The organism is Embleya sp. NPDC008237 (assembly GCF_042956465.1).
In the GTDB taxonomy this organism is placed as follows: Bacteria; Actinomycetota; Actinomycetes; order Streptomycetales; family Streptomycetaceae; genus Embleya.
The window spans coordinates 295,376-317,824 of sequence record NZ_JBIBGL010000006.1 but is presented as its reverse complement, the minus strand read 5'-3'; the positions used below and the strand labels follow the sequence as shown (position 1 = coordinate 317,824).

Genomic DNA, 22,449 nt, shown 5'->3' with positions numbered 1-22,449 from the left:
GCGTCCAAAGGCCGCGGCGAGGCGGTCAGGAGTGGTGCAGGGCGTGGAATCGGCTGAGGTCCTCCAGGAGGTGCCGGGCGTCTTCCCGGGCCGCCGTGGGCAATCGGTCGAGGAGGGTACCGGTCCGAGTTCCCCCGCGGGACGTCCGCAGGGCGGTGAGCAGGCGGGTCAGGGTGTGCGCATCGAGTGTGGTGCGGGTCGTGTGTCCGCACGCGGCGACGATCCGGGCCGCGCCCGTGTCGTGCCAACGCACCGGCTCGTCGACCGGCAGCGTGACGGTCGCCTCGTCGTCCAGGGCCCGGTGCGGTGCGGGCGGCGGCGACGGGAAGAAGCCGCCGGCCGTCCAGCGGCGCAGCGAGAGCGTCGCCACCCACTCGTTCAGCGAGCGCTCGTCGATGCCGGAGCGGAAGAAGTCCACCGCCTGGGCCAGTGCGGACGGCAGTTCGCCCATCACCGAGGACCCGTCGATCGGGTCGGCCGGTGCCCATGCCGGGCCCGCCAGGGGTGGCAGTCCGGCGGTTTCCATTTCCTCGCTCAGCATGGATTCGGGCGTGGGTTCGGTCAGGTACTCCGCCACCTCGAAGGCCGACCGGGTGAACTCGCGCGGCAGTCCGACGTTCACGCTCGTGGCGGGGGTTTCGTCCAGTGCACTTTCGCCGACGTGGTGGTAACTCGACGGCCAGTACAACATTTCGCCCGGATGCACCTCGACGGCGAAGGAAGCGGGCAGGTATCGCTCGTAGTCCAGTACCGACGTGACCGCCTCGGTCCATGGCCGTTCCGGCCAGAAACGCATGCGTTTGCGTCCTTGGAGCGCGAACATGAACGATGCGAACCGGTCCTTGTGCGCCCCGATCTGGGTGTGCTCGTAATTGCCGTGGAACATCGTGGTGATCGCGCTGCTCAGCGGCAGTCCGAACCGCCGGAAGGCGCCGTCGTAGAAGGCTCGTTCGCGCCGCCACAGCGCGGGGTGGAAGGCGTGGAACGCCTGCACGGTCAACGAGTAGCGGCGCCCGGCCAGGCGCTCGGCCAGGCGGTGCGCGTAACCGTCCAGCGAGCCGTCGCCGGCGCGGGGCAGCCAGCCGTCCGGGCGGGACTTGAGGTCGCGGTCCACGGCGAACCGGACGTGCTTGGGGATTTCGCCGGCGGCGTTGGCGGCGGTGGCGGCCACGGCCGAGGCGAACACGTCGTCCGGCCGGAACGGGTGCCGCTCCGGGGCGTCCGCGAGTCGGATCAGCACGGGACGTCGGTCCCAGTAGCGTGCGGCGATCAGTTCCCAGTCCAGGCCGTCGATCACGTCGACTCCCCCGGTCCGGTCCACGATGTCGGTGCGGTGGTCGCCCCGTGGTGTCCTCATGGTTGCGTCTCCGTCTTCGGTGCCGACGGCCCGTCCGGATCAACCGGCTCGTCCGGGTCGAGCGACTCGTCCGGGCCGACCGGCTCGAGCGCGCGGGTGCGATACAGCGCCCGCAGCAGTGCCAGGACGCCGTCCTCCCGGGCGGGGTGGCCGGCTGCGCCGACCCGCGCGAGCAAGTCGCGGACCGGGATGGCGCGTTCCGGGTCGAGTTCAGCCAGGACCCGGGCCGCCAGGGTGCCGCGTACCGGGAGCAACAGCCCGTTGACCGCCCACACTTCGCGGTTCGCGCCCTCGGGCACCCGAAGCACCTGCGCGCCGAGCCGGACCCGCGAGTCGGCGCCCGGGCCGAGGTCGGTCGCCGGGCGCGGTTCCGGGACGGGTTCCAGGCCCGCCGCGGAGCGCCGGGCCGCCCAGCGCCGCCGCACCGCCCGCTCCAGTTCCGCGTCGGGCCCGTCGATCACCCGGCGGAGCACGTCGGCCACTTCGGCGAATTCGCCGGAGACCGGCGTCGAGCCGTCGGGGTTCTCCGGCGGCGGATAGGGCAGGTACGGCATCGCTCGGTCCGCGAGCGGGTCGCGGCGCACCAGGTCCAGAAGCACCGTACGCACGGCCGGCAGCGCGGTCGTGGGATCGGTGGGCACCAGGATCCGCAGCACGGCGGCCCGGTCGCGGTACACCTCGCCCGCGTCGTCCGGCGCGCTCGCGGCCGGACGGTACAGCAGATCGCCCGCCCGCGCCCCGGGCCCGAAGGTGCCGCCGAGCACCCAGGTCAACACGTCCGTGCCGGGCGCCGGCGCGGAGGCGGAGCAGCCGTGGCCGAAGCTCAGTTCCGCCGTCAGCGGCAGCGCCGGCCATCCCGCCCGGCGCCACAGTCCGGCCAGCGCGTCCCGGGTGCGCGCCCATCGGGCGAAGTTCAGCACGAACGGATGTCGGATGGTCAGGAGCCGGCCTTTCCCGCCGAGTTCCCGATCCAGTCGGTCCGCGTAGCGGTCCCGGTCGAGGTCGTCCTCGGTGGGCAGCAGCGCCCCGGGGGCGGCCAGGCGCCCGTCGACGGTGAAGAACCGGACGGCCGACACCGAACGCGGCCGCGCACCGGCCCGAAACGGCCCACTCATCCTGACCGCGGTACCGAATGCCTCCGCCGCGTCCACGGGAGGGGTCACACCGGTGGCATGGACCGGCTCGCGACCCCACGCATGGGCGCAGCGCTTCTCCCACGCGGTGTCGGTGTACGCGTGCCCGGTTCCCGTCGATCCGGCCGCCGGGCCGCTCACGACGCCTCCTCCGTGGCTGCGGAACGGGCGGGTTCGTCGGGGGTGGTCGTACCCCGGGCGGGTACATCGGGCGTCGTCGCGGACACCGCGGGTACGTCGGACCCGGTCGTGGGCCGGGCGAGTTCCTCCAGGTGGACGCGTACGGCCCCCGCGCTCCACTCGTAGCCGACCCGGCGGCCCGCCCGGGGCCAGTCGAAGTCGACCCGGCCACCGTCGTCGGACCACCGCAGTCGTACGCCGAGCGCGGGATCCGACAGGGTGCGCGCCTCTCCCGTGGGTGGCGTGCCGAGGCTCGCGACCGCGTCGCGCAAGGCCGGGCCGAGGGCGCCCAGGGCGGCGTCGCGGTAGCGGTGGAGGCCGGCCGTGGGGAACTCCGGGACCTCCGCCTCGGGGCTCTCCTCGGCCGGAACGGGCGCGGCCGTGAACGGCGCGGCGGCCGGGTCCATCGCGAGCAGCGGCCCGCCCGAGGCGGCACAGAAGTAATACGGCACGTCCCAGCGCCCCAGTTGCCGCTTCTCGTCGATGCCGAACGGTTCCCCGTCCGGGTACACCTCGTCGGTCACGCCCCGCAATCTCGCGTCGATGGCCCGCGCGTAGTCGGCCGTCGGGCGCGGCACGATCCGGATGTACGACCCGGGGCAGCCGCGTTCGAGCTCACCGCGCAGGGCCTCCCGGTGGCGGGAGAACAGCGTCCATGCGTCGAACATGCCGCGGAGCATCGCCGGCAGGTAGTGCGCACGGCCGATCCGTCCCTCGGTGTCGGCGACGGCCGACGGGACCGCCGTGCGGGTCAGCGGCCGGTCCATGGGTGCCGGGCGCGGCACACCGGTGCGGGGCGAGCGCCGCCACACGAGGGCGCCGCCCTCCTGGTCCGGCCAGTCGGCGGTGTCCTCCAGCCCGGGCGGGAACTCCCCGAGTGCTGCGGGCGGATGGGGCGGGTTGGGGCTCGGTTCGCGCGCATCCGGTGCCGGGGCCGGCCGGGCGTCCGAGGCCGGGCCGGGGGCTGTGGCGGAGTTCGGGCCGGGATGCGCTTCGGCCGGCGCGGGACCGGCATCGGCCCCCGGGCCGAGGTCGGCGTCGGCGCCGCCCGCCGTGTCACGGTCCGGTGGCACCAGGCCCGTGGCGCGGAGCCCGGTCAATCCGGTGAAGTAGCACTCCAGGTCCACCGGATACAACATCGGCTCGTCGTCGGGGCGATGCGGCCTGGCGCCGGCCAGGATGTTGCCGCCGATCAGGTCGGAGATCCCGAAGGCGACGCAGGCGGCGGCGAGATTGCCCGCCCGCCGCCAGAACCGTGCCGCGTCCTCGGCGGCGAGCACGGTACCGGTCATCGTCCAGCGGCCGTCGACCCGCACGGCGCCCTGCTCGGCCGGCGGTTCGATCCACTCCTGCCAGCTGTACCCCGCCGCCCCGGGACCGGACCCGGTCCACGTGCCCAGCACCGGCAGGCGTACCGGTCCGGATGCCTGCGGCAGCGCGTTGATGCGGGCGAACAGGCCCGCGCCGTGGCCGCTTCGCTCGCCGTCGGCGAGGAACAGCGCCTCGCCGTTCGCCGGCCGCGGCTTGTACGCGACCCGCCCGCCACCGGCGAGCCGCAGCCGCAACACGCGTAATCCCCCGTTGTGGGTTTCCGTGCCCTGGGCCGACAGATCGGTGACCGGGCCGCGCAGTCGCGCGTCCCGGGGCCAGTCGGGCGAGCGCAGGTCGGTGCGCAGTCGGGCGAGGAAGAGGTCCAGTGCGGCGCACAGTTGTCCCGTGCGCTGCTCCGCGAGGCGGTCGGCGACGTCCGGCGGGGAGTTGAAACACGCGGTGAAGACGGCGCCCAGGGTGGCCCCGAACGCACCGGAGTCGACCGGGTCGAGCAACCCGGGTGCCAGTACGTCCTCCTCCACGGCGGAACCGGTCCGCACACACCAGGCGTCGAGCCGCTCCAACGCCCGCCGCAGCGGCGCGAATCGCTCCTGCCCCAGGAGCGCCGCCACCTCGTCGGCGTCGCGCCCGCCGCCGAGCGCACGGTCCGGCGCCAGCGTGCCGTGCGGTCCGTCGGTGACGACGGGCGGGAAGAACTCCGGGGCGCCGTGCACTCGTACCCGCCGAATCAGGCGGCCGAGTACGGGACCGCGGTCGAGCACGTGCCCCGGGAGCGTGGTGGCCATGGCGAATCATCCTTCCGCCCTGCCGGGAGGGCGCCGACGAGTCCGGGAACGAGCCGGATGCCGCGCCCGGCGGGCACGGCATCCGGCAATCAGGCTCGGCCTCAGGCCGGGCAGTACCCGTAGTGGGTACAGCTGGTCGGCGGGCGGAGCCTGTCGTCCACGAGCTCGAACTCCAGGTCACCGACGAGGATGTCGAAGGAGTCGTCCTCGTTCGCCGACTCCACGCGGAGTTCCGTATTGCGCAATTCCATTGTGCGATCTCCCTTCGTGCCCTCGGTGACAACCGTGTCGACACACGGGTCGTGGGCACGTGCCCCCGTGCACGCCGACGGTTCTCATCATTGGCCGGAGCGGAAACCGACGGGAGCCGAATTCAGGTCACTTGTGCGCCACCCGACGCCTCCGGTTCCGGGCCCGCCCGGACCACCGGCGACCGAGGGCGCGCATGGCGTGCCGGGCCGAACGCGGTGGACGGAAACGTTCCGGCACCGCTGCTCCGATGCGGCCGGCCCGGCGCCGTGGGCCACTCGGCCGGTCGCTCGACCGGTGGCGCAATCCGTGTGGGCCCGGCCCGATCGAGGGTCGGGCCGGGCCCCGGCCCTCGGCCCCGGCGGCTTCGTTTCCTGCCCGGGATCGAGGGATCGGCTCAGACGGAGCGGTCCAGGCAGAAGGACGCGATTGCCGCGCCGATGGTCGCGGGATCCTTCTCCGGGCCGAAGTGGTCGAGCCTGGGGTAGCGGACCAGTTCGGAATCGACCAGGACGTCCTCGAGACGCACGGCGGCACGACCCGCGCCGGTGTTCTCGACGCCCTTGCCCGCCATCAGCAGCACGGGCGCGTCGAGCCGGGCGTACTTGGGGAAATCGTTGTCCCTGCTTGCCGCTTCGGCGTGCTCGCGGATCGATCCGGCCAGCAGGGCGTGCTTTTGCAGCCGCTCGGGCTTCCTGATCGCGAGCCGCAGGATCAGCCGCAGCAGCCAACGCGGGGCCTTGCCGCTGGTCTCCGGGTTCATGCCCCGGACGAACGTCAGGAACGCTTCGGCGGGTTTCCCGGCATCGAGCAGGCGTCGGCTTTCGGGGGCCCAATCCATCGGCACCGATCCGTCGATGGACACCCCCGGCTCGTACAGGGCCATCCGCTCGAAGGCGGATCCCCGCAGAGCGGCTTCCAGGGTCAGGAACGCCCCGAAGCTGTGTCCGAAGGCGAAGCGGGCACCGGTGGCCGCGCGCACCGCCTCGATGTCCGCCGCCTCGACCTCGACGCCGTACCGGTCCCCCTGCGGGCCGCTGGTCCCGCGTCCGCGCCGCTCGATCGTATGTACCGTGAACCGGTCGGCGAGTGCGGCGGCCAAGCCGTCGAAGTCGGCCGCCATCGCCAGCGTGCCGGGCACGATCAGCAGTCCCGGCCCCGTCCCGACACTTCGATAGCCGATGACCGTGCCGTCCGCGGAGTGCACCGACCCCACCGACACATCGCGCGTCATTGCTGCTCCGGACATGTTTCTCCCCCGTTGGAACGATCTGTGACCTCGCGCACCGTACGCGGCCCGACCCGGAGCCGGGAAGCGCGTTTCACTCTGTGAACAAACGCTGCGGGCGGGCCGGTCGAGCCCCTCCCACCCCCTGGGGGAAGCCGCGGCCGATGGGGGAAATCGATTCGCGCCCGCACCGGAGCGCGTCCTACCATCCGCAACATGCCCAAGGCTCCTGTTCTCACCCCCCGAGCGGACGACTTCCCCCGCTGGTACCAAGACCTGATCGCCAAGGCCGAACTGGCCGACAACGGTCCGGTGCGCGGCACCATGGTCATCCGACCGTACGGGTACAGCCTGTGGGAACGCATGCAGCAGGAGATGGACGCCCGGATCAAGCAGGCGGGCGCGGCGAACGCCTACTTCCCGCTCCTGATCCCGCAGTCGTACCTGACGCGGGAGGCCGAGCACGTCGAGGGTTTCGCCCCCGAGCTCGCGGTGGTCACGCACGGCGGCGGGAAGGAACTGGACGAGCCGGTGGTCATCCGCCCCACCTCCGAGACGATCGTCAACGAGTACTTCGCCAAATGGGTGCAGAGCTACCGCGACCTGCCCCTGCTCATCAACCAGTGGGCCAACGTGGTGCGTTGGGAGCTGCGCCCGCGCGTGTTCCTGCGCACGACGGAGTTCCTGTGGCAGGAGGGCCACACCGCGCACGCCACCTACCAGGACGCCCGGGACTACGCCGCACGCATCCATCGGGACGTATACGCCGAGTTCATGGAGAACGTCCTGGCCATGGATGTCGTGCCGGGGCGCAAGACGGTCAGGGAACGGTTCGCCGGCGCGATCAACACGCTCACCCTCGAAGGCATGATGGGCGACGGCAAGGCCCTCCAGTTGGGCACCAGTCACGAACTCGGCCAGAACTTCGCCAAGGCCTTCGAGACGCGCTACCTGTCCAAGGACGGTCACCAGGAGTACGTCTGGCAGACCTCGTGGGGCTCCACCACGCGCATGATCGGCGCACTGGTGATGATGCACGGGGACGACGACGGTCTGCGCGTCCCGCCGCGTCTGGCGCCGATTCAGGTCGTGGTCCTCGCCGTCAAGGGCGACGATGCGGTCCTGGCCGAGGTCCGCGCGATCGGTGAGCGGCTCCGGACGGCGGGCGTCCGCGTCCACGTCGACGACCGTACAGACACGCCGTTCGGCCGCCGTGCGATCGACTGGGAGCTCAAGGGTGTGCCGGTACGGATCGAGGTCGGGCCTCGGGACCTGGCCGACGGTACCGCCGTGCTGGTCCGCCGCATCGCGGGCAGCAAGGACCCGGTGCCGATCGCGGGACTGCCCGAGCTCGTGCCCACGGTGCTGGCGGACGACCAGGCGCTGCTCCTGGCCCAGGCCCGTGAGCGGCGCACGAGCCGCGAGGTCGAGGTGACCACGATCGAGGAGGCCGTGGAGGCCGCGGGCACCGGCTGGGCCCGCATCCCGTGGGCCACGCTCGGCCCGGAGGGCGAGGCCCGGCTCGCCGACCAGGGGGTATCCGTCCGCTGCCTGATCGCCGCGGACGGCTCGGTGCCCGATTCCGACGATCAAGCCGGCAACACCGCCATCGTCGCCCGAGCCTACTGACCCCGAGAGCCCACCCCGCCCCCACCGCCCGGCAACGTACCGGTGGCCCCCGCGGCCTCGGCTACCCCTCGACCCGGGCCGTGGCCGACATCGCGTCGGCGACCTCGCGGGTCCCATCGCTCGGGCGCGGGGTCATCAGCCGCAGTTGCAGCTGGACCGCGAAGCGTGCCGCCGGGTCCTGGAGGTCGATCCGGCCGACCTCGGTCATCCGACGCATCCGGTAGCGGAACGTGTTGGGGTGCACGAACATGCTCGCCGAGGCGGAGGTCACGTCGCCGAAGGCGTCCAGCCACGATCGCAGCGTCTCGACCAGGCTCGTGTTGTGCTTGGCGTCGTAGGCGACGAGTCGGGCCAACGGACCGACGAGTTCGTCGCCGTTGGCCACGGCGAGGTCGCGCACCTCCAGGAGCAGGGCGTCGATGTAGACGTCGGCGATCGAGGCGACCCGCCGGTTCACATGTCCGCCGACGAGCACCCGCAGGGCGCGGTCCGCGTTGGTGCGCGAGCGGCGCAGCGCGGCGGGTTCCTTCGCGATCGATCCGATGCCGATCAGCGCCTTGACCCGGTCACCGGTGCGCTCCAGGAAGTTCGTGGCGATCTGCACGGTGCGCTCGCGTCCGTCGGCCGGATCGCCCGGTGCCGGCAGGACGGCGTAGGCGACATCGCCCAGGAGGGCGACGGCCGAGCGCGGTTGCACGGCGTTGAGGTGGATCGCCAGGGCTCCGGCCAGCCGCTGCCGTTCGGCCGTCAGTTGTGCGTGGTCCACGCCCGCTCCGGGGGCCAGGCCCAGGGCCAGCACCACCGTGGGCTCGTGCACCAGGCCCAGGCGGTCGAGGGCGTCCACGGCGCCGGGGCCGCCCTCCAGCACCGTGGTGACCAGGTCGGCGCGCAGCCGGTGCTCGAAGTCGGCGCCGGCCCGGTGGCGCAGCAGGTGCAGGGCCGCGAGTTCGGCGGCCTCGCGGAACGCCGTGGCGCGTTCGGGGCTGAGCGGCTCGCGCACGGCGGCCCAGATCGACCCGAGGATCTCGTCGCCCGCCCGGATCACGATCGCCACCCGCGCGAGCCCGAGTTCGTCCTCTTCGAGGGTGGCCGGGGCGAAGAACACCGGTTCCCGGCTGCGGTACAGCTCCTTGAAGACGCCGCGGGCGGCCATGATGCGCAGGTATTCCTCGGGCACTCGACGGGCCAGGATGGTGGCCACGCGTGAGGGGTCGGCCTCGTCCTGTCGGCCGGAAAAGGCGAGGACGTGTGAGCGACGGTCCTCGATGGTGATCGGCGCGTCGAGGAGGGTGGCCACCGCGTTGGCGAGCGCGAACAGGTCCCCCGAGGGGATGCCGCCCAGGGTCGGCGTGCCGGCGTCGCCGACATCGCCCTCGGTGAGCAACGTACGCAACAATGCCGCGAGTTGGGCCCACGACGCACCCCGGGTCAGCGCCAGCAGCGCCACTCCCGCGTGTGCGGCGGCGGTGGCGACCGCGGGGTCCGGGTCGATCGGCCCGCGGACGATCAGTGCGCCGACGTCGTGGCTGCCGAGCGTGTGCAGCAGACGGGCGATCTCGGCGGGCCCGTGCACGGCGGGGCCCAGGACCACGGCGTGCTGGGGGTACTGCGGTTCGTCGTGCGGATCGTGGATGACCACCCCGCCGATCTCCTCCACGGTGTCCGGATCGCCGTGGATCAGGTCGAGGAGGGTGGGGCCGAATTCTTCGAGTACGCGGCCCAGGCTCCTGCGGGAGTGCGTCGTCACGTGTGGGTCACCTCTGTGGGACGGAACCGAAACGGTCCTCCGATTTCGTACGCGGGGACAACAATAGGCACATCCACGATGACCACCCGGGGCACCGACGGTGACGGGGGCCGCTTTGCCGGGTTTCGTCGGGATGAGATGCCCGGCTTGCGGCCCGCGCGAAGGCTCGGGAGCGCCGGCCGGCGACCGCCGGAGCCCGGTCCTCGCCACGGAACCCGCCGGGCGGGTGGTGCGTCACACCGGCGTCGCGCAGGGTGTGCGGCGTCTCGGAGGTGGACCGTGTCCGTTCCCGCACCACGACTGATCGTCACCCTCGCGGTCGCGCTGCTCGCCGCCACCATGACCGGGTGCGATGCGAAGCACGACGACGGCGCCGGTGCGGGTGCCGCTGCCCCCGCGGCGACCGGCCACGACGTCGACGAAGCCGTCGCGCGGGGACGACGGGATGCCGAGCAGGCCGCCGACCGCTGGGAGGCGGAGCGCGCGGCGGACAAGCCGCGCTCGTTCGTCGTGCGCGGCGGCCTGCCCACCCAGGTCGGCAATTGGGAGCCGAACAACCAGGCCTTCAAGCTCGCGCTCGCCGACGGCTGCTTCGCCCCGCCCGCACCCGGGGTCCTCCCCCCGACACCGGTGGACGGCGAGGTGCGCTGGGCGGACGGGGTCGTCCAGCGTCGCCCGGCCACGGCACCGCTCCAGGGCTACGGCAAGTCCCTGCCGGCCGAGCTGAAATCCCGGTGCGGAACGGCGCAGTCGCCCCGGCTGACCGTCACCTCGGTCTCCGCGACGACCCGGACCGTGCAGACCACCGAGGGCGCCGCGACCGTCCCGGCCTGGGAGATCACGTTCGCGGACACCTCCGTACGGGTGATCGACCTCGCGCTCACCGACGACCCACCGCCGGACCCCGGCCGCTCGATCGAGAGCGCGAGCACCGCGACCGTGGGCGCGGACGGCCGCACCGTCACCGTCGGGTTCGGCGGCTCGCCGGACGGGCCCGGCCCGTGCGGGTCCGACTACCGACCGGTGGCCGTACAGCGCGACAGGGTCGTCGCCGTGGCGGTGGTCGGCATCCGCAAACCCGGGCCGACGGTCGCCGCGGACGGCGTGCGCATCGCGTGCCCCATGGTGATGGCCTCGCGCACGGTGACGATCACCCTCGACGCACCGTTGGCAGGCCGCGCCCTGATCGGCGCCGCCGGCCTGCCGCTCCTCCCCCCGCCGACGCAGTCGACACAGCCCACGCAGCCCGCTCCACCGAAGGGCTGACGCGGGATCCGACCCGGCGGCGCGGACGGTACCCGGACACGCCTTCACCCTGTGCCGCATGGGCCGCAGGGGCCGGTCAGGCGCGTTTGACCGCCACACCGCCGTACATCGCGATGTCCCGATCCCGCACGGGCGGGGCGTCGTGGTCGGGCCGCCAGTGGTGGACCAGGGTCACCCCGGGGTCGACCAGGTCGTAGCCGTCGAAGAAGGCGAGGGCCTCGGCCCGATCCCGGATCTGCAACGGCATACCGCGTGCGTTGTACTCGCGGCCGACACCGCCGACCCCCACCGGGTCGGTGTCGCCGGTGAACACGGTCAGCACCAGGAAGCTGCCAGGCACCAGTTCGTCCATGAGCCGGCGGACCAGTCCCCGCGGGTCGTCCTCGTCCAGGACGAAATGCACGATCGCCACCAGGGACAGCGCTACCGGCTTGCTCAGATCCAGCACCTCGCGCAGCTGCGGCGCGCCGATGATCGAGTCGACGTCCCGCAGATCGGCGTCGACGTAACAGGTCCTGCCCTGGACGGTGCTCGACATCAGGGCCCGCGCGTGGGTCAGCACGATCGGGTCGTTGTCGACGTAGGCGACCCGTGCGTCGGGCGCGATGCCCTGCGCGATCTCGTGCACGTTCGGCGAGGTGGGGATGCCGGTGCCGATGTCCAGGAACTGCCGGACCCCGTACTGCTCGGTGAGATGGCGCACGGCGCGGTTCATGAACGTACGGGTGGTGCGCATCGAGATCGGCAGGGCCGGCCACGCCTCCACCGATGCCTTGGCGGCCACCCGGTCCGGCTCGAAATTGGTCTTGCCGCCGATGAGGTAGTCGTAGACCCGGGCCGAATGCGGTATGTCCAGCCGTAAGTCCACCGTCGGCTGGTGCTCGTCCTGCGGTTCCCGTCCGGACATCCACTGCTCGTCCGACATCCTTCGCCTCTTCCGTCCGTCTGAAGGAACAACACCAACTGCCCTTCGGGTCAGCCGTCTTGGGCATGCTAGCCACGCTCGCCAAAGGACCCCACGGCTCCCCTGTCCCAGCCGCTCGCCGGACGCCGTCGCCCGCGCCATACCGGGTGGTCGCCGGTGCGGTGGGTGATGACGTGCATGTCCGGATGTGACAGTCGGGCGTCATTGCGGCCATGGGGGGCGGTGGGGAGGATTGGGGCATGTCCTTTTCGCACCGTGTCGTCATCGCGGTTTTTCCCGATGTCGATCTTCTCGACGTCACCGGTCCGGCCGAGGTGTTCGCGCTGGCCAACGAGGAGATCGATGGAGGGATCGCGGGCCGTGCCGGGTATCGGGTTCGGCTCGCCGGGCCGGTTGCGGGCGCGGTGCGTACGTCGGCGGGGGTGCGGTTGCTGGCCGACCTGGCCTTCGACGAGGTCGGCGACGACGTGGACACGTTGTTGGTGCCCGGCGCGGTGGAGGTCACCGACGACGGTCCCGTGGCCCTGATCGATCCCGATGTCGTGGCCTGGGTCAAGGAGACCGCCCCGCATGCCCGGCGGGTGGCATCGGTGTGCGTCGGTGCGCACGTCCTGGCGGCGGCCGGCCTGCTGGACGGCAAGACGGCGACCACGCACTGGTCGACCGCCGCCCAACTCGCCGCCGAGCATCCGGCCGTCGCGGTCGACCCGGATCCGATCTTCCTGCGCACCGACTGCGGCCGACTGTGGACGGGTGCCGGAATCAGCGCCTGCCTGGACCTCGCGCTCGCCCTGGTGGCCGAGGACCTGGGCGAGGAGGTGGCGCTCGCGGTGGCCCGACAGTTGGTGATGTACCTCAAGCGGCAGGGCGGGCAGAGCCAGTTCTCCGTACCGCTGAGCCGTCCCGCCTCCGCCCGCCGGGACATCGACGCATTGCGGCTGTGGATCGCCGACCACCTCGATCAGGACCTGTCCGTGGAGGTACTGGCGGCCCGGATGCGCCTGAGCGAGCGGCACTTCGCCCGCGTGTTCAAGCAGGAGACCGGTGCCGGTCCCGCGGCGTACGTCGAGGCCGCCCGGGTCGAGGTGGCCCGGCGCCTGTTGGAGACCACCGACGATCCGCTCGACCGGGTCGCCGGCACCGCCGGGCTCGGCTCGGCGGAGACCCTGCACCGGGCGTTCAGGCGACAACTCGCCACCACGCCGGCCGCCTACCGTCGACGCTTTCGCACACGGACCCACTGACCTTCCGGACCCACCGAAATCCCCTGTCGATACCCGGCACGGCGGACCACTCCGCCGTGCCCGGTTCCCGGCCGCCCGTTTCCCCGAGCCACACTCCCCTACCGAAAGGCACCACACGCGATGAGCACGAACCAGCCCTCCAAGACCCTGCGTGACGTCATCGGCCTGGACAACGAGCCGCCGAGGCCGGCCGACTCCGTCCTGATCATGGTCGACTTCCAGAACACCTACCGCACCGGCGTCATGGCCCTGGACGGCGCCGAGGACGCCCTCGCGGCCGGCGCCCGCCTCCTGGCCCGTGCCCGCGCCGCCGGTGCCCCGGTCGTGCACGTTCTCAACGACGGCGGCGAGAACACCCCGTACGACATCCGCGCCCACATCGGCGCCATCAGCGACGAAGTCGCCCCGGTGGCCGGCGAGGCGGTCGTGGTCAAGGAGTTCCCCGACTCCTTCCACCGCACCGAACTGGAGCGGATCCTGACCGACCTCGGCGCCGCACCGGGCAGCGGCAAGGACCTGATCATCGGCGGCTTCATGACCCACATGTGCGTCGGCCACACGGCCCAGGGCGCGTTCAACCTCGGCTACCGCCCCACCGTCGTCGCCGAGGCCACCGCCACCCGCGCCCTCACCGCCCCCGACGGCACGGTCCTGTCCGCCGCCGGCCTCCAGGCCGCGGCGCTGACCACCATCACCGACCTGTTCGGCACCGTCGTCCCCACCGTCGACGCCCTCCCCGCCTGACCGGCGCGGCCGGGGCGGCCGGGGCGGCCGGGGCGGCCGGGGCGGCCGGGGCGGCCGGCAGGCGGGCCCGGGCACGCGCGGGTGGCCGGCCGGCCGGGGCGGGGCCCGTGCGGTGGTCGGTCAGAGGCGGCAGCTGATCTCCAAGCCGTCCTCGACCGGGAACGTCACGTTGTGGTAGCCGTTCTCCGGGTTGCGCACGTAGTCGAGGTAGGGCTGCAGGCTGCTCAGGACGATGTCGTCGGCCACGACGAGCGTGCCGGGTCGCAGTCGCGGTTCGAGCAGTTGCAGTACCGGCAGGCACAGGTCCTTCCAGCCGTCCAGCAGCAGGAAGTCCGCGGGGCCGTCCAGGTCGCGGAGGGTTTCGCGGGCGTCCCCCTCCAGCACGGTGATCAGGTCGTCCAGGCCGGTCTCGGCGAAGGTGCGGCGCGCGGCGGCGATCTTGTCCTTGCTGAGTTCGGTGGTGACGACGCGTCCGGTGCCGTTGTCGCGTACGGCCGCGGCCAGATACAGCGTCGAGATGCCGAAGGACATGCCGAATTCGACGATCGTGGTCGGGCGTACGGCTCGGACCAGGTTGTAGAGCAGTCCCCCGGCCGCGGCGGAGATGGGCATGTAGATCTCCGCCGCGGCGTCGGCGTGCTCCAGGGGCGACAGCGGCCCCCGTCCGCCAGGCAGTTCCGCGTCGACGCGCGCCGCGACCGCGTCGTCCTGTTCGGCGTGCGCGAACATGCGATCGAGAGCCGTGCGGACGCGTGGGTCGGCAAGCGTGTGTGTGTAGGTCATGCCTCCTAGAATAGACGCAACGTCTCGTCGTTTCTAGATGCAATATTCTCGACCCGCAGGACGAGACGACACAGGACGAGACGACAGGGGAGGCGAGATGGCATCCAGGACGCAGGGCACCAGGGCGGACGGCAGCAAGGCGGACGACACCGGGGGATCCGTACGGCAGCACCACGGCAACCGGCACGGACGCAGCGAACAGGCCCGGCTGGCGGTACTGGAGGCGGCCGACGACCTGCTCGCCGAGAAGGGGTTCGCCGGCGTCACGATGGAGGGCATCGCCGCCCGGGCCGGCGTGGCCAAACAGACCATCTACCGGTGGTGGAGCACCAAGACCGACGTCCTGATGGACGCCTTCCTCCAGGACGCCATCGAGGACCTCACCCCGCCCGACTCCGGGGACCTCGCCCACGACCTGCGCGACTACCTGCGCCAACTGGCCCACTTCCTGGGCAGGTCCGACTCCGGAGCCGTCTTCCGCGCGCTGATCGCCCAGGCTCAGCACGACCCGGCGTTCGCCCGGGACTTCCGCTCCCGCTGGCTCGACGCACAACGTGGACGCGACCGCCTTCCGCTCGAACGCGCCATCCACGACAACCGGTTGCCCGCCGACCTCGACATCGCGAGCGAGACGGATCAACTCGTCGGCCCGCTCTACTACCGCGTCCTGGTGACCGCCGAACCGATCGACGACGCCTTCACCGACGGCCTCGTCGACGCATTCCTGCGCCGGCACGGATCGACCGCTCCACCGGCCCCCTGAGCGATCCGGGTCGACCGCCGGCACGGCGGCCCGCCGCTCCGCATGCATCGGCCCCCACGACCACAACCGGGTCGTGGGGGCCGATGTCGCACCCGTGCTCGTGCGCGCCTGCCTACTTGCGTGCGGGCACGATCCACACGACGGCGCCCTTGTCACCCGACAGCGGGTGGACCGGGAACACCGTCACGCCGTATGCCTTGTCCCATCCGGGGTTTCCGGAACCGAGCACCGAGGAGAAGAACGGCTTGCCGTAGTTCGCGTAGTCCGGCGAACCGTCCGCCTTGGTCACCCTGGTCGAATACGGAGCCCGCGCCGGCACCACGGTCGAGCCGGTGGCGTCCTTGGCGCCGAAGCCGGTCGCGGTGGCCTCCGCACCCGGCGCGTAGCCGAGCGAGTCGGAGAAGAACCGCACCGGCTCCTGCTTGGCGAAGGTCGCGCAGTGGTCGCCCGCCCTGCGGCACGCCCGGAACCCGGCCGTGTCCTTGAAGCTGAACGCCGCGTTCGCCGACTGCACCCGGGGTTCGAGGTTGGCCGCCGAGTTCGACGGCGCGTCCGGGAACCGGTAGGGGTTCGGGTTCGCGTCGACGAGAAGCAGCTCGCCCTTGGCTCCCCACGACGGGGACTTGTCGATGTTGTCCAGGACCCCGTTGTTCGGGTACGAGCTGTCCCGCAGCCACACCAGCAGGCCCGGCGCGTTGTACGCGAGCTTCTCGCGCTTGCCGTTCTCGCCGAACGTGTAGGTGTACTTCAGGCCTTGGTCGAAGCCGGACATGTTGCGCCATTCGAGCAGGTAGTACCGCTCGCGGCTGAAGGTGCCGTCGCTCTGGACCCAGCCGGCGCCCTTGGTGCCCGCGCCGACCGAACCGCCCTGCGGGGTCCAGCCGTTGTCGCCCTGCTCGACGTCGTCCGACCACACCGTGGTGGTGCCGTTGGTGAGCGAGAAGTCGTCCGCGACCCAGCCCTTCTCCTGCGTCGCCGCGTCCGTGTCGACGCCGAGGCGCAGCTTGATGTTCTTGCCGGCGTACGGCGTCAGGTTCACCTGATCATGGCGCCAACCGTTGCTGCTGCCGGTCAACCCGGTGCTCTTGTGGAAGCGTCGGAGGTTGCCGTTCGGGTCCGGGTAGTCCGGCGGGGTCGACACGAGCGTGCCGGCCTCGTTGCGGACCTCCAGCTGCGTCCACGTGGTGCCACCGTCGGTGGACACCTCGACGAAGCCGAAGTCCCAGTCCTCCTCCAGGACGTAGTCGCTCCACCATTGGAACTTCACATCGGAGCCGGTCGGGACCGCGATGTCACGGACGAGCTTCACGTCCGCCCAGTCCTGGTCGTTGCTCGAATACCACGCCTTTTGGCCGCTGTGCGGCGTGCTGAACCTGGTCACCTGGTCCGGGAGGTTCACCCGGACGGCCTGCTTGGTGCCCTTGGGCGTCTTGGCCGCCTGCCCGAGCGTGGCCAGGGCGGGCCGGTCGCCCACCTTCAGGACCTCCGGTGTCAACCAACCCAGCGTGTACTTGGACCACGCGCTCATGTGGGCGGGCATCGACTGGAACAACGGACCGGAGTGGGACCCGTTCGCCATCAGGTCCCAGAAGTTGACGTCCGACGCACCACCGGGGACGCTGCTGAAGTTGTCGTACAGGTCCGGCAGTCCGAGGTCGTGGCCGTACTCGTGGGCGAACACGCCCACGCCGGAGTCCTCCGGCTGCACGATGTAGTTGGCGACCTTCAGTCGGGTCCCGGGGACCGTGTAGCCGCCCGCCACGGCGCTGGAGTGCGCCCAGATGGCATAGCTGCCCTCGGCGCCGCCGCCGGTGGACTTGTCCTTGCCGGAGTGCACGAGGACCAGGTGGTCCACCACACCGTCCGGCTCCTGCGTGTTGCCGTCGCCGTCGGCGTCGCCGGTGTCCTCCTTGTCGTAGTCGGCCCACGGGAAGTTCGGCTGACTGCGCGCGAGTTCGTTCACCGCGTCGGTGGCCAGCGTCTCGGCGCCGCCCGGATTGTTCGGGTGTCCGCCCATGTCCTGCTCGCGCTTGCCGCAACGCCCGGCGCCGTACCACGCCTCCGAGTGCGGCACCTTGATCCACGAGGTGGCGGTGCCGGACACGGTGTACTTGCCGCCCGACATCTCCTCGTACATGTTCTTCATCGTGTAGCCGGAGACGTCGATGCCCGGCTTGCCGTCGGGACCGGTCAGGTCCGGACGCATGCGTTCGGTGATGCCCTGCTTGGTGTAGAGCATCTTGTTGAAGTGTTCCGGGCTGAAGTCCTTGACCCACGGCGTGTTGTTGTCCTGCCCGGTGAGCGCCGGGTCGGGAATGGTGTTGTGCAGGGGCCCGTTCTTGATCGTGCCCGGCGGTTCCACCACGCAGGAGGCGTCGCTCACGCTCGCCCGGCGGTTGAATCCGGAGAAGTCGTCGTTGGCGTTCTCGTTGAACTCGACGAGAATCGTCAACAGTTTGGCTTCCTGCCTGGCACCCGGTGCCAAGCCACTCTTTTCGGCCCTGAGCTGCTCCGGGCTCTTGCCCGTGCGCTGGGCTTCGGCCTCGAGAAGGCGCAGTTGCGATGCCGCGCGCGGGTTGCCCTCGCGTTCCTTGCTGCCGCCTCCCGCTTTGGCCTTGCGGGACTTGTCGGCGGCGGTCTGCTCGGCATCGATGCGGCCGTCGGGCCCGATCTCGGCCTCGACGGGGTTGAAGTACCGATCGTCGGGGCCGGGGTTCCACACCGCCTTGGTGGTGTCCACACGCGCGGCGGCTGCGGACGAGGTGACGCCGGGTGCCGCGGTCAGTCCCGTGACCGCGAGGAGCGAGACGGACAGTAGCGTCACCGGGCCACGCAATCGCCGGATGGCTCGCGGCGGAGTTCCGCCACGTCCGGGTATCGCTCGACTCAAGATGGTCTCCCTTCCGCCCGGAAGGTGGTTCCGGACGCGAAGCGACGCCGATCAGGGTGCTGTGGTGCCGTTGTGCGCCCACGACGTCGAGCTGTTTCGGCAGAAACCCGACGCCTGCTCCCACCAACCGCCGGGTCACGGCGACCGGTGGGAAACGGGCCGGGTGACCGGACCCTAGAGGCGTGAGTGACGGCAGAGGCAGGGGAAGCCAGAGGTTCTTTGCGAATTCTTTGCCCGGCTATCAACGAGGCATGCCCTGCGCAGTGATCGCACTCGTCCCGATCGGCTAAAATTCGCCGCCGCGAAATCGCCCCGCGCCCGGTCGCAGCCTCAAATGCCCTGTCGACAGCCGGATTTCGTCCTCCGAGGCAGATGTTGCCGGCACCGTGCCGCGCGCGGCACGCGGTTCCCGCGGGGAGTCGACTTTCGTATCTCCCACCGTCATCCTCCGCGCCGTCACACCCAACTTTCGTCGGTTCCGCGCGAGTCGGGCCGCCGCCATCCTGGACCGGTTCGGCGCGCCGTGTGCGTTCGGCGCACCGATCCCGATCCCGCCACCGACACTCGAAGGATGGACATCCTCGAAACGCACGGCACGATCTCGCTCCCGGATCGGGGCGAAGTCGAGGTCACGCTCGACCTGTACGACCCGCCCCGCACCGACGACGTACTCCCCCGCGGGTGGACCGCGATCATCACCTCCGGTCCCGACCTCACCGTCGGCGACCGAGGCCTGCTCTTCCTCGACGCCCAGGACGGCCTGATCGCCAACCCCTTCGTCGTCGTGGCGAGCGCCGACCGCACCACCCGGATCAGCGGCCACGAGCCGTCGTGAAGGAGGATCCCCACCCCCGCACGGGCCGGCGTCGCCCGCGAATCCCTATTCGGCCGAGACCAGGATCAGCGCCTCGTTCAGGTTGTGTTCGGGGATCTCCCGTATGAACGCCCGGTCGGGAAAGTCGCCGTCGAGCAGCCGCAGCGGCCCGGCCGTCAGGGACAGTCGTTGGGCGAGCATGTAGAGGGCGAGCCGGTCCTCGTCCAGACCGCCGACCGCGAGTCGCCGGTAGTCGTCGTGCAGCCGGATCCGCAGGAACACGTGCTCCCACTCGACGTCGAAGTACATCAGGTCCTCGATGTCGATCAGGACGGGCCGGCCTTCGCGGTCCACCAGTACGTGGTCCAGTCCCAGTTCGCCGTGCACGACCGAATACTCGGCGCGCGGTTCACCTCTCCGGCTCGACGACCGGAGCACCCTATGCGGGCCGGCGCGCGACGCCGAACGATTTCTCCGGCCAAGTGGCCGATGTACCGGGGAGGTTCACCGGAAACCGAAAGAAATCCGGTACCGAGGGAATCCGATATCGGCCGCCCCCTCGGCCCGGCCGGGCCGAGGGGGCGGCGAGGGCGCCGGCGTCCGGGTCGGCCCGGCGCGGGCCGACCCGGACGTCGTGCTCACGCCAGGTCGAACCGGTCCAGGTTCATCACCTTGTCCCACGCGGCGACGAAGTCGTGCACGAACTTCTCCTTCGCGTCGTCGCTCGCGTAGACCTCGGCGAGGGCGCGCAGCTCGGAGTTGGACCCGAAGACGAGGTCGACCCGGCTGCCGGTCCACCGGACCTCGCCGGTGGCGGCGTCGCGACCCTCGAACGTGCTCGCGTCCTCGGAGGTCGCCTTCCACGTCGTGCCCAGGTCGAGCAGGTTGACGAAGAAGTCGTTGGTCAGCACCCCGGGGGTCGCCGTGAAGGCGCCGAGCGGGGACTGCTGGTGGTTCGCGCCCAGGACCCGCAGGCCGCCGACGAGGGCGGTCGTCTCCGGGGCGCTCAGGGTCAGCAGGTTCGCCCGGTCGATCAGCAGGTACTCGGCCGGCAGCCGGTTGCCCTTGCCGAGGTAGTTGCGGAACCCGTCGGCGGCCGGTTCGAGCGCGGTGAAGGACTCCACGTCGGTCTGTTCCTGCGAGGCGTCCACGCGGCCCGCCGTGAACGGGACCTCGACGTCGAAGCCGGCGTCCTTGGCGGCCCGCTCGACCGCGGCGGCGCCGGCGAGCACGATCAGGTCGGCGAGCGAGATCCGCTTGCCGTCGGTGCGGTCGGCGTTGAACGCCTCCTGGATCCCCTCCAGTGCGCTCAGCACCGTGGCCAGCTCGTCGGGCTCGTTGACCTCCCACCCGATCTGCGGCTGGAGCCGGATGCGCGCACCGTTGGCGCCGCCGCGCTTGTCGCTGCCGCGGAAGGACGAGGCCGACGCCCACGCGGTGGACACGAGCTGGGACACCGACAGGCCCGAGTCGAGGATCCGGCTCTTGAGCGCGGCGACGTCCGCTGTGTCGACGAGTTCGTGCGTCACCGCCGGCAGCGGGTCCTGCCACAGCAGCGTCTCGGTGGGGACCTCCGGGCCGAGGTAACGCACGACCGGGCCCATGTCGCGGTGGGTCAGCTTGAACCACGCGCGGGCGAAGGCGTCCGCGAACTCGGCGGGGTTGTTCAGGAAGCGCCGCGAGATCTGCTCGTAGGCCGGGTCGAACCGGAGCGAGAGGTCGGTCGTCAACATCGTCGGCGCGTGCGTCTTGGACGCGTCGTGCGCATCCGGCACGGTGCCGGCACCGCCGCCGTCCTTCGGCCGCCACTGGTGCGCGCCGGCCGGGCTCTGGAACAGCTCCCACTCGTAGCCGAACAGAATCTCGAAGAAGCTGTTGTCCCACGTCGTGGGGGTGTTGGTCCAGATGCCCTCCAGACCGCTGGTGATCGCGTCGCCGCCCTTGCCGGTGCCGTAGGAGTTCTTCCAGCCCAGGCCCTGCTGTTCGAGCGGCGCGGCCTCGGGGTCGGGGCCGACGCTGTCCGCCGGGCCCGCGCCGTGGGTCTTGCCGAAGGTGTGGCCGCCCGCGATCAGGGCCACCGTCTCCTCGTCGTTCATCGCCATCCGGCGGAACGTCTCGCGGATGTCGCGGGCCGCGGCCAGCGGGTCCGGGTTGCCGTTCGGGCCCTCGGGGTTGACGTAGATCAGGCCCATCTGGACCGCGCCGAGCGGGTTCTCCAGATCCCGGTCGCCGGTGTACCGCTCGTCGCCGAGCCAGGTGGTCTCCGGGCCCCAGTACACGTCCTCGTCGGGCTCCCACACGTCCGCCCGACCGCCGCCGAAGCCGAAGGTCTCGAAGCCCATCGACTCCAGGGCGACGTTGCCGGTGAGGACCAGCAGGTCGGCCCACGAAAGGTTGCGGCCGTACTTCTTCTTGACCGGCCACAACAACCGGCGGGCCTTGTCCAGGCTCGCGTTGTCCGGCCAGCTGTTGAGCGGGGCGAAGCGCTGCTGGCCGGAGCCGGCGCCGCCGCGGCCGTCGCTGATCCGGTAGGTGCCGGCGCTGTGCCAGGCCATCCGGATCATCAGGGGGCCGTAGTTGCCGAAGTCGGCGGGCCACCAGTCCTGCGAGGTGGTCAGCACCTCGGCGATGTCTTGCTTGACGGCGGCGAGGTCGAGGGTGTTGAACGCCTCGGCGTAGTCGAAGTCCTCGCCGAACGGGTTGGCCACGGCCGGGTTCTTGGCAAGGATCTTCAGGTTGAGCCGCTCCGGCCACCACTGCCGGTTGCCGCCGCCCTGCGTCGGGTGCGGGGCGCGTCCGTGTGCGACCGGGCAGCCCCCCTCGCCCTCCGACTTCGCGTCTACGACGATTGCATCATGGTTCTCAGACATGGGAATCCTTCCGGACCAGGCGGATCACGGTGCTCGGAACTGCGGATCGCGGTGCTCGGAACTGCGTGCCACGAAGCCGGGGGACTGCGTGGACGGTGGAACGGTCGGGGCAGCGGCGGCCCCGGTCGGCGACGACACGACGTCCTCGGTCGAACCGGGCCGGGGCGCCCGCCGGTTCGAGGCGGTGAACGGGTCGCGCCGGCGGGAGCGGGTCGAGGTCCCGGGGGGCGGTCCGAAGGGGAATGGTGATCACGTTCGTCCCATACCCACCGCACGCCCGAAAGGCGATCGCCTCGACATCGAGGTGGTCACCGTCCGGAATGCTCCGGAGCAGCGCGACGCGGGTGGCCGTCATGCGCAGGCCGGTACCGCGCGGCTTCTCGACGGTGGTGCCGTCACGTCTGCGTCTCCTGCCGTAGTGGAGTCTTCTGCTGCCCCTTGGCTACCGCCGGAACCGATCCTACGATGGACAGAGTCCAAGTCAAGATGCTCGCCAATCCCGTACCCAAC

The 22,449-nt window shown here is 71.4% G+C and carries 16 protein-coding genes and 2 pseudogenes; 6 read left to right on the top strand and 12 right to left on the bottom strand.

Going from position 1 to position 22,449, the window contains the following annotated elements:
- Positions 1 to 25: 25 nt before the first annotated feature.
- The 5 genes from ACFZBU_RS18225 to ACFZBU_RS18205 all read right to left on the bottom strand — a co-directional run bounded on the left by ACFZBU_RS18225 (position 26) and on the right by ACFZBU_RS18205 (position 6,270).
- On the bottom strand, positions 26 to 1,357 hold the full coding sequence (locus ACFZBU_RS18225) for a cupin (RefSeq protein WP_391584602.1): 1,332 nt from the start codon (positions 1,355 to 1,357) through the stop codon (positions 26 to 28).
- On the bottom strand, positions 1,354 to 2,631 hold the full coding sequence (locus tag ACFZBU_RS18220; protein ID WP_391584601.1) for a hypothetical protein: 1,278 nt from the start codon (positions 2,629 to 2,631) through the stop codon (positions 1,354 to 1,356). The genes ACFZBU_RS18225 and ACFZBU_RS18220 overlap by 4 nt, the downstream gene beginning before the upstream one ends.
- Positions 2,628 to 4,787 (bottom strand): DUF4135 domain-containing protein, encoded by a 2,160-nt coding sequence (locus tag ACFZBU_RS18215; protein ID WP_391584600.1) that lies wholly within the window; start codon positions 4,785 to 4,787, stop codon positions 2,628 to 2,630. Before ACFZBU_RS18215 ends, ACFZBU_RS18220 begins: the two co-directional genes overlap by 4 nt.
- A 101-nt stretch (positions 4,788 to 4,888) precedes the next feature.
- A complete protein-coding gene (locus ACFZBU_RS18210) occupies positions 4,889 to 5,038 on the bottom strand; it encodes a hypothetical protein (RefSeq protein WP_391584599.1) in 150 nt (49 codons plus the stop codon).
- A 395-nt stretch (positions 5,039 to 5,433) separates the two neighbouring features.
- A complete protein-coding gene (locus tag ACFZBU_RS18205) occupies positions 5,434 to 6,270 on the bottom strand; it encodes an alpha/beta fold hydrolase (RefSeq protein WP_391584598.1) in 837 nt (278 codons plus the stop codon).
- A 210-nt stretch (positions 6,271 to 6,480) separates the two neighbouring features.
- Here ACFZBU_RS18205 and proS point away from each other — a divergent pair, with 210 nt between their 5' ends.
- A complete protein-coding gene (proS, locus tag ACFZBU_RS18200; RefSeq protein WP_391584597.1) occupies positions 6,481 to 7,893 on the top strand; it encodes a proline--tRNA ligase in 1,413 nt (470 codons plus the stop codon).
- A gap of 61 nt (positions 7,894 to 7,954) precedes the next feature.
- On the opposite strand, the gene ACFZBU_RS18195 is transcribed toward proS, so the two are convergent.
- Complete coding sequence (locus ACFZBU_RS18195) at positions 7,955 to 9,640, bottom strand: PucR family transcriptional regulator (protein ID WP_391584596.1); 1,686 nt, start codon at positions 9,638 to 9,640, stop codon at positions 7,955 to 7,957.
- 279 nt (positions 9,641 to 9,919) lie between these two features.
- On the opposite strand from ACFZBU_RS18195, the gene ACFZBU_RS18190 reads away from it, so the two are divergent.
- Complete coding sequence (locus ACFZBU_RS18190; protein ID WP_391584595.1) at positions 9,920 to 10,906, top strand: hypothetical protein; 987 nt, start codon at positions 9,920 to 9,922, stop codon at positions 10,904 to 10,906.
- Between the two features lie 76 nt (positions 10,907 to 10,982).
- On the opposite strand, the gene ACFZBU_RS18185 is transcribed toward ACFZBU_RS18190, so the two are convergent.
- Entirely contained in the window at positions 10,983 to 11,831 is an 849-nt protein-coding gene (locus ACFZBU_RS18185) for an SAM-dependent methyltransferase (RefSeq protein ID WP_391584594.1), read from the bottom strand.
- Between the two features lie 239 nt (positions 11,832 to 12,070).
- On the opposite strand from ACFZBU_RS18185, the gene ACFZBU_RS18180 reads away from it, so the two are divergent.
- Positions 12,071 to 13,075, top strand: a complete 1,005-nt coding sequence (locus ACFZBU_RS18180) for a GlxA family transcriptional regulator (RefSeq protein WP_391584593.1) — start codon at positions 12,071 to 12,073, stop codon at positions 13,073 to 13,075.
- Positions 13,076 to 13,195: 120 nt separating this feature from the next.
- Positions 13,196 to 13,819, top strand: a complete 624-nt coding sequence (locus ACFZBU_RS18175; protein WP_391584592.1) for an isochorismatase family protein — start codon at positions 13,196 to 13,198, stop codon at positions 13,817 to 13,819.
- A 120-nt stretch (positions 13,820 to 13,939) separates the two neighbouring features.
- On the opposite strand, the gene ACFZBU_RS18170 is transcribed toward ACFZBU_RS18175, so the two are convergent.
- The gene (locus ACFZBU_RS18170; protein WP_391584591.1) at positions 13,940 to 14,602 is read right to left on the bottom strand and encodes an O-methyltransferase; all 663 of its coding nucleotides are present in this window, start codon (positions 14,600 to 14,602) and stop codon (positions 13,940 to 13,942) included.
- A 97-nt stretch (positions 14,603 to 14,699) separates the two neighbouring features.
- On the opposite strand from ACFZBU_RS18170, the gene ACFZBU_RS18165 reads away from it, so the two are divergent.
- Positions 14,700 to 15,365: a TetR/AcrR family transcriptional regulator gene (locus tag ACFZBU_RS18165; RefSeq protein WP_391584590.1), complete on the top strand. Its 666-nt coding sequence runs from the start codon at positions 14,700 to 14,702 to the stop codon at positions 15,363 to 15,365.
- A 112-nt stretch (positions 15,366 to 15,477) separates the two neighbouring features.
- Here ACFZBU_RS18165 and ACFZBU_RS18160 read toward each other — a convergent pair whose 3' ends face one another.
- Positions 15,478 to 18,189, bottom strand: a complete 2,712-nt coding sequence (locus tag ACFZBU_RS18160) for an immune inhibitor A domain-containing protein (RefSeq protein ID WP_391584589.1) — start codon at positions 18,187 to 18,189, stop codon at positions 15,478 to 15,480.
- 637 nt (positions 18,190 to 18,826) lie between these two features.
- On the opposite strand from ACFZBU_RS18160, the gene ACFZBU_RS18155 reads away from it, so the two are divergent.
- Positions 18,827 to 19,090: a hypothetical protein gene (locus ACFZBU_RS18155; protein WP_391584588.1), complete on the top strand. Its 264-nt coding sequence runs from the start codon at positions 18,827 to 18,829 to the stop codon at positions 19,088 to 19,090.
- A gap of 45 nt (positions 19,091 to 19,135) precedes the next feature.
- Here ACFZBU_RS18155 and ACFZBU_RS18150 read toward each other — a convergent pair.
- The 3 genes and pseudogenes from ACFZBU_RS18150 to ACFZBU_RS18140 form a co-directional block, all read right to left on the bottom strand.
- Positions 19,136 to 19,477, bottom strand: a pseudogene (locus tag ACFZBU_RS18150) (aminoglycoside phosphotransferase family protein); the annotation flags it as partial.
- Positions 19,478 to 19,707: 230 nt separating this feature from the next.
- The gene (gene katG / locus ACFZBU_RS18145) at positions 19,708 to 21,939 is read right to left on the bottom strand and encodes a catalase/peroxidase HPI (RefSeq protein ID WP_391584587.1); all 2,232 of its coding nucleotides are present in this window, start codon (positions 21,937 to 21,939) and stop codon (positions 19,708 to 19,710) included.
- A gap of 283 nt (positions 21,940 to 22,222) precedes the next feature.
- A pseudogene (locus ACFZBU_RS18140) lies at positions 22,223 to 22,300 on the bottom strand (transcriptional repressor); the annotation flags it as partial.
- Between the last annotated feature and the right edge of the window lie 149 nt (positions 22,301 to 22,449).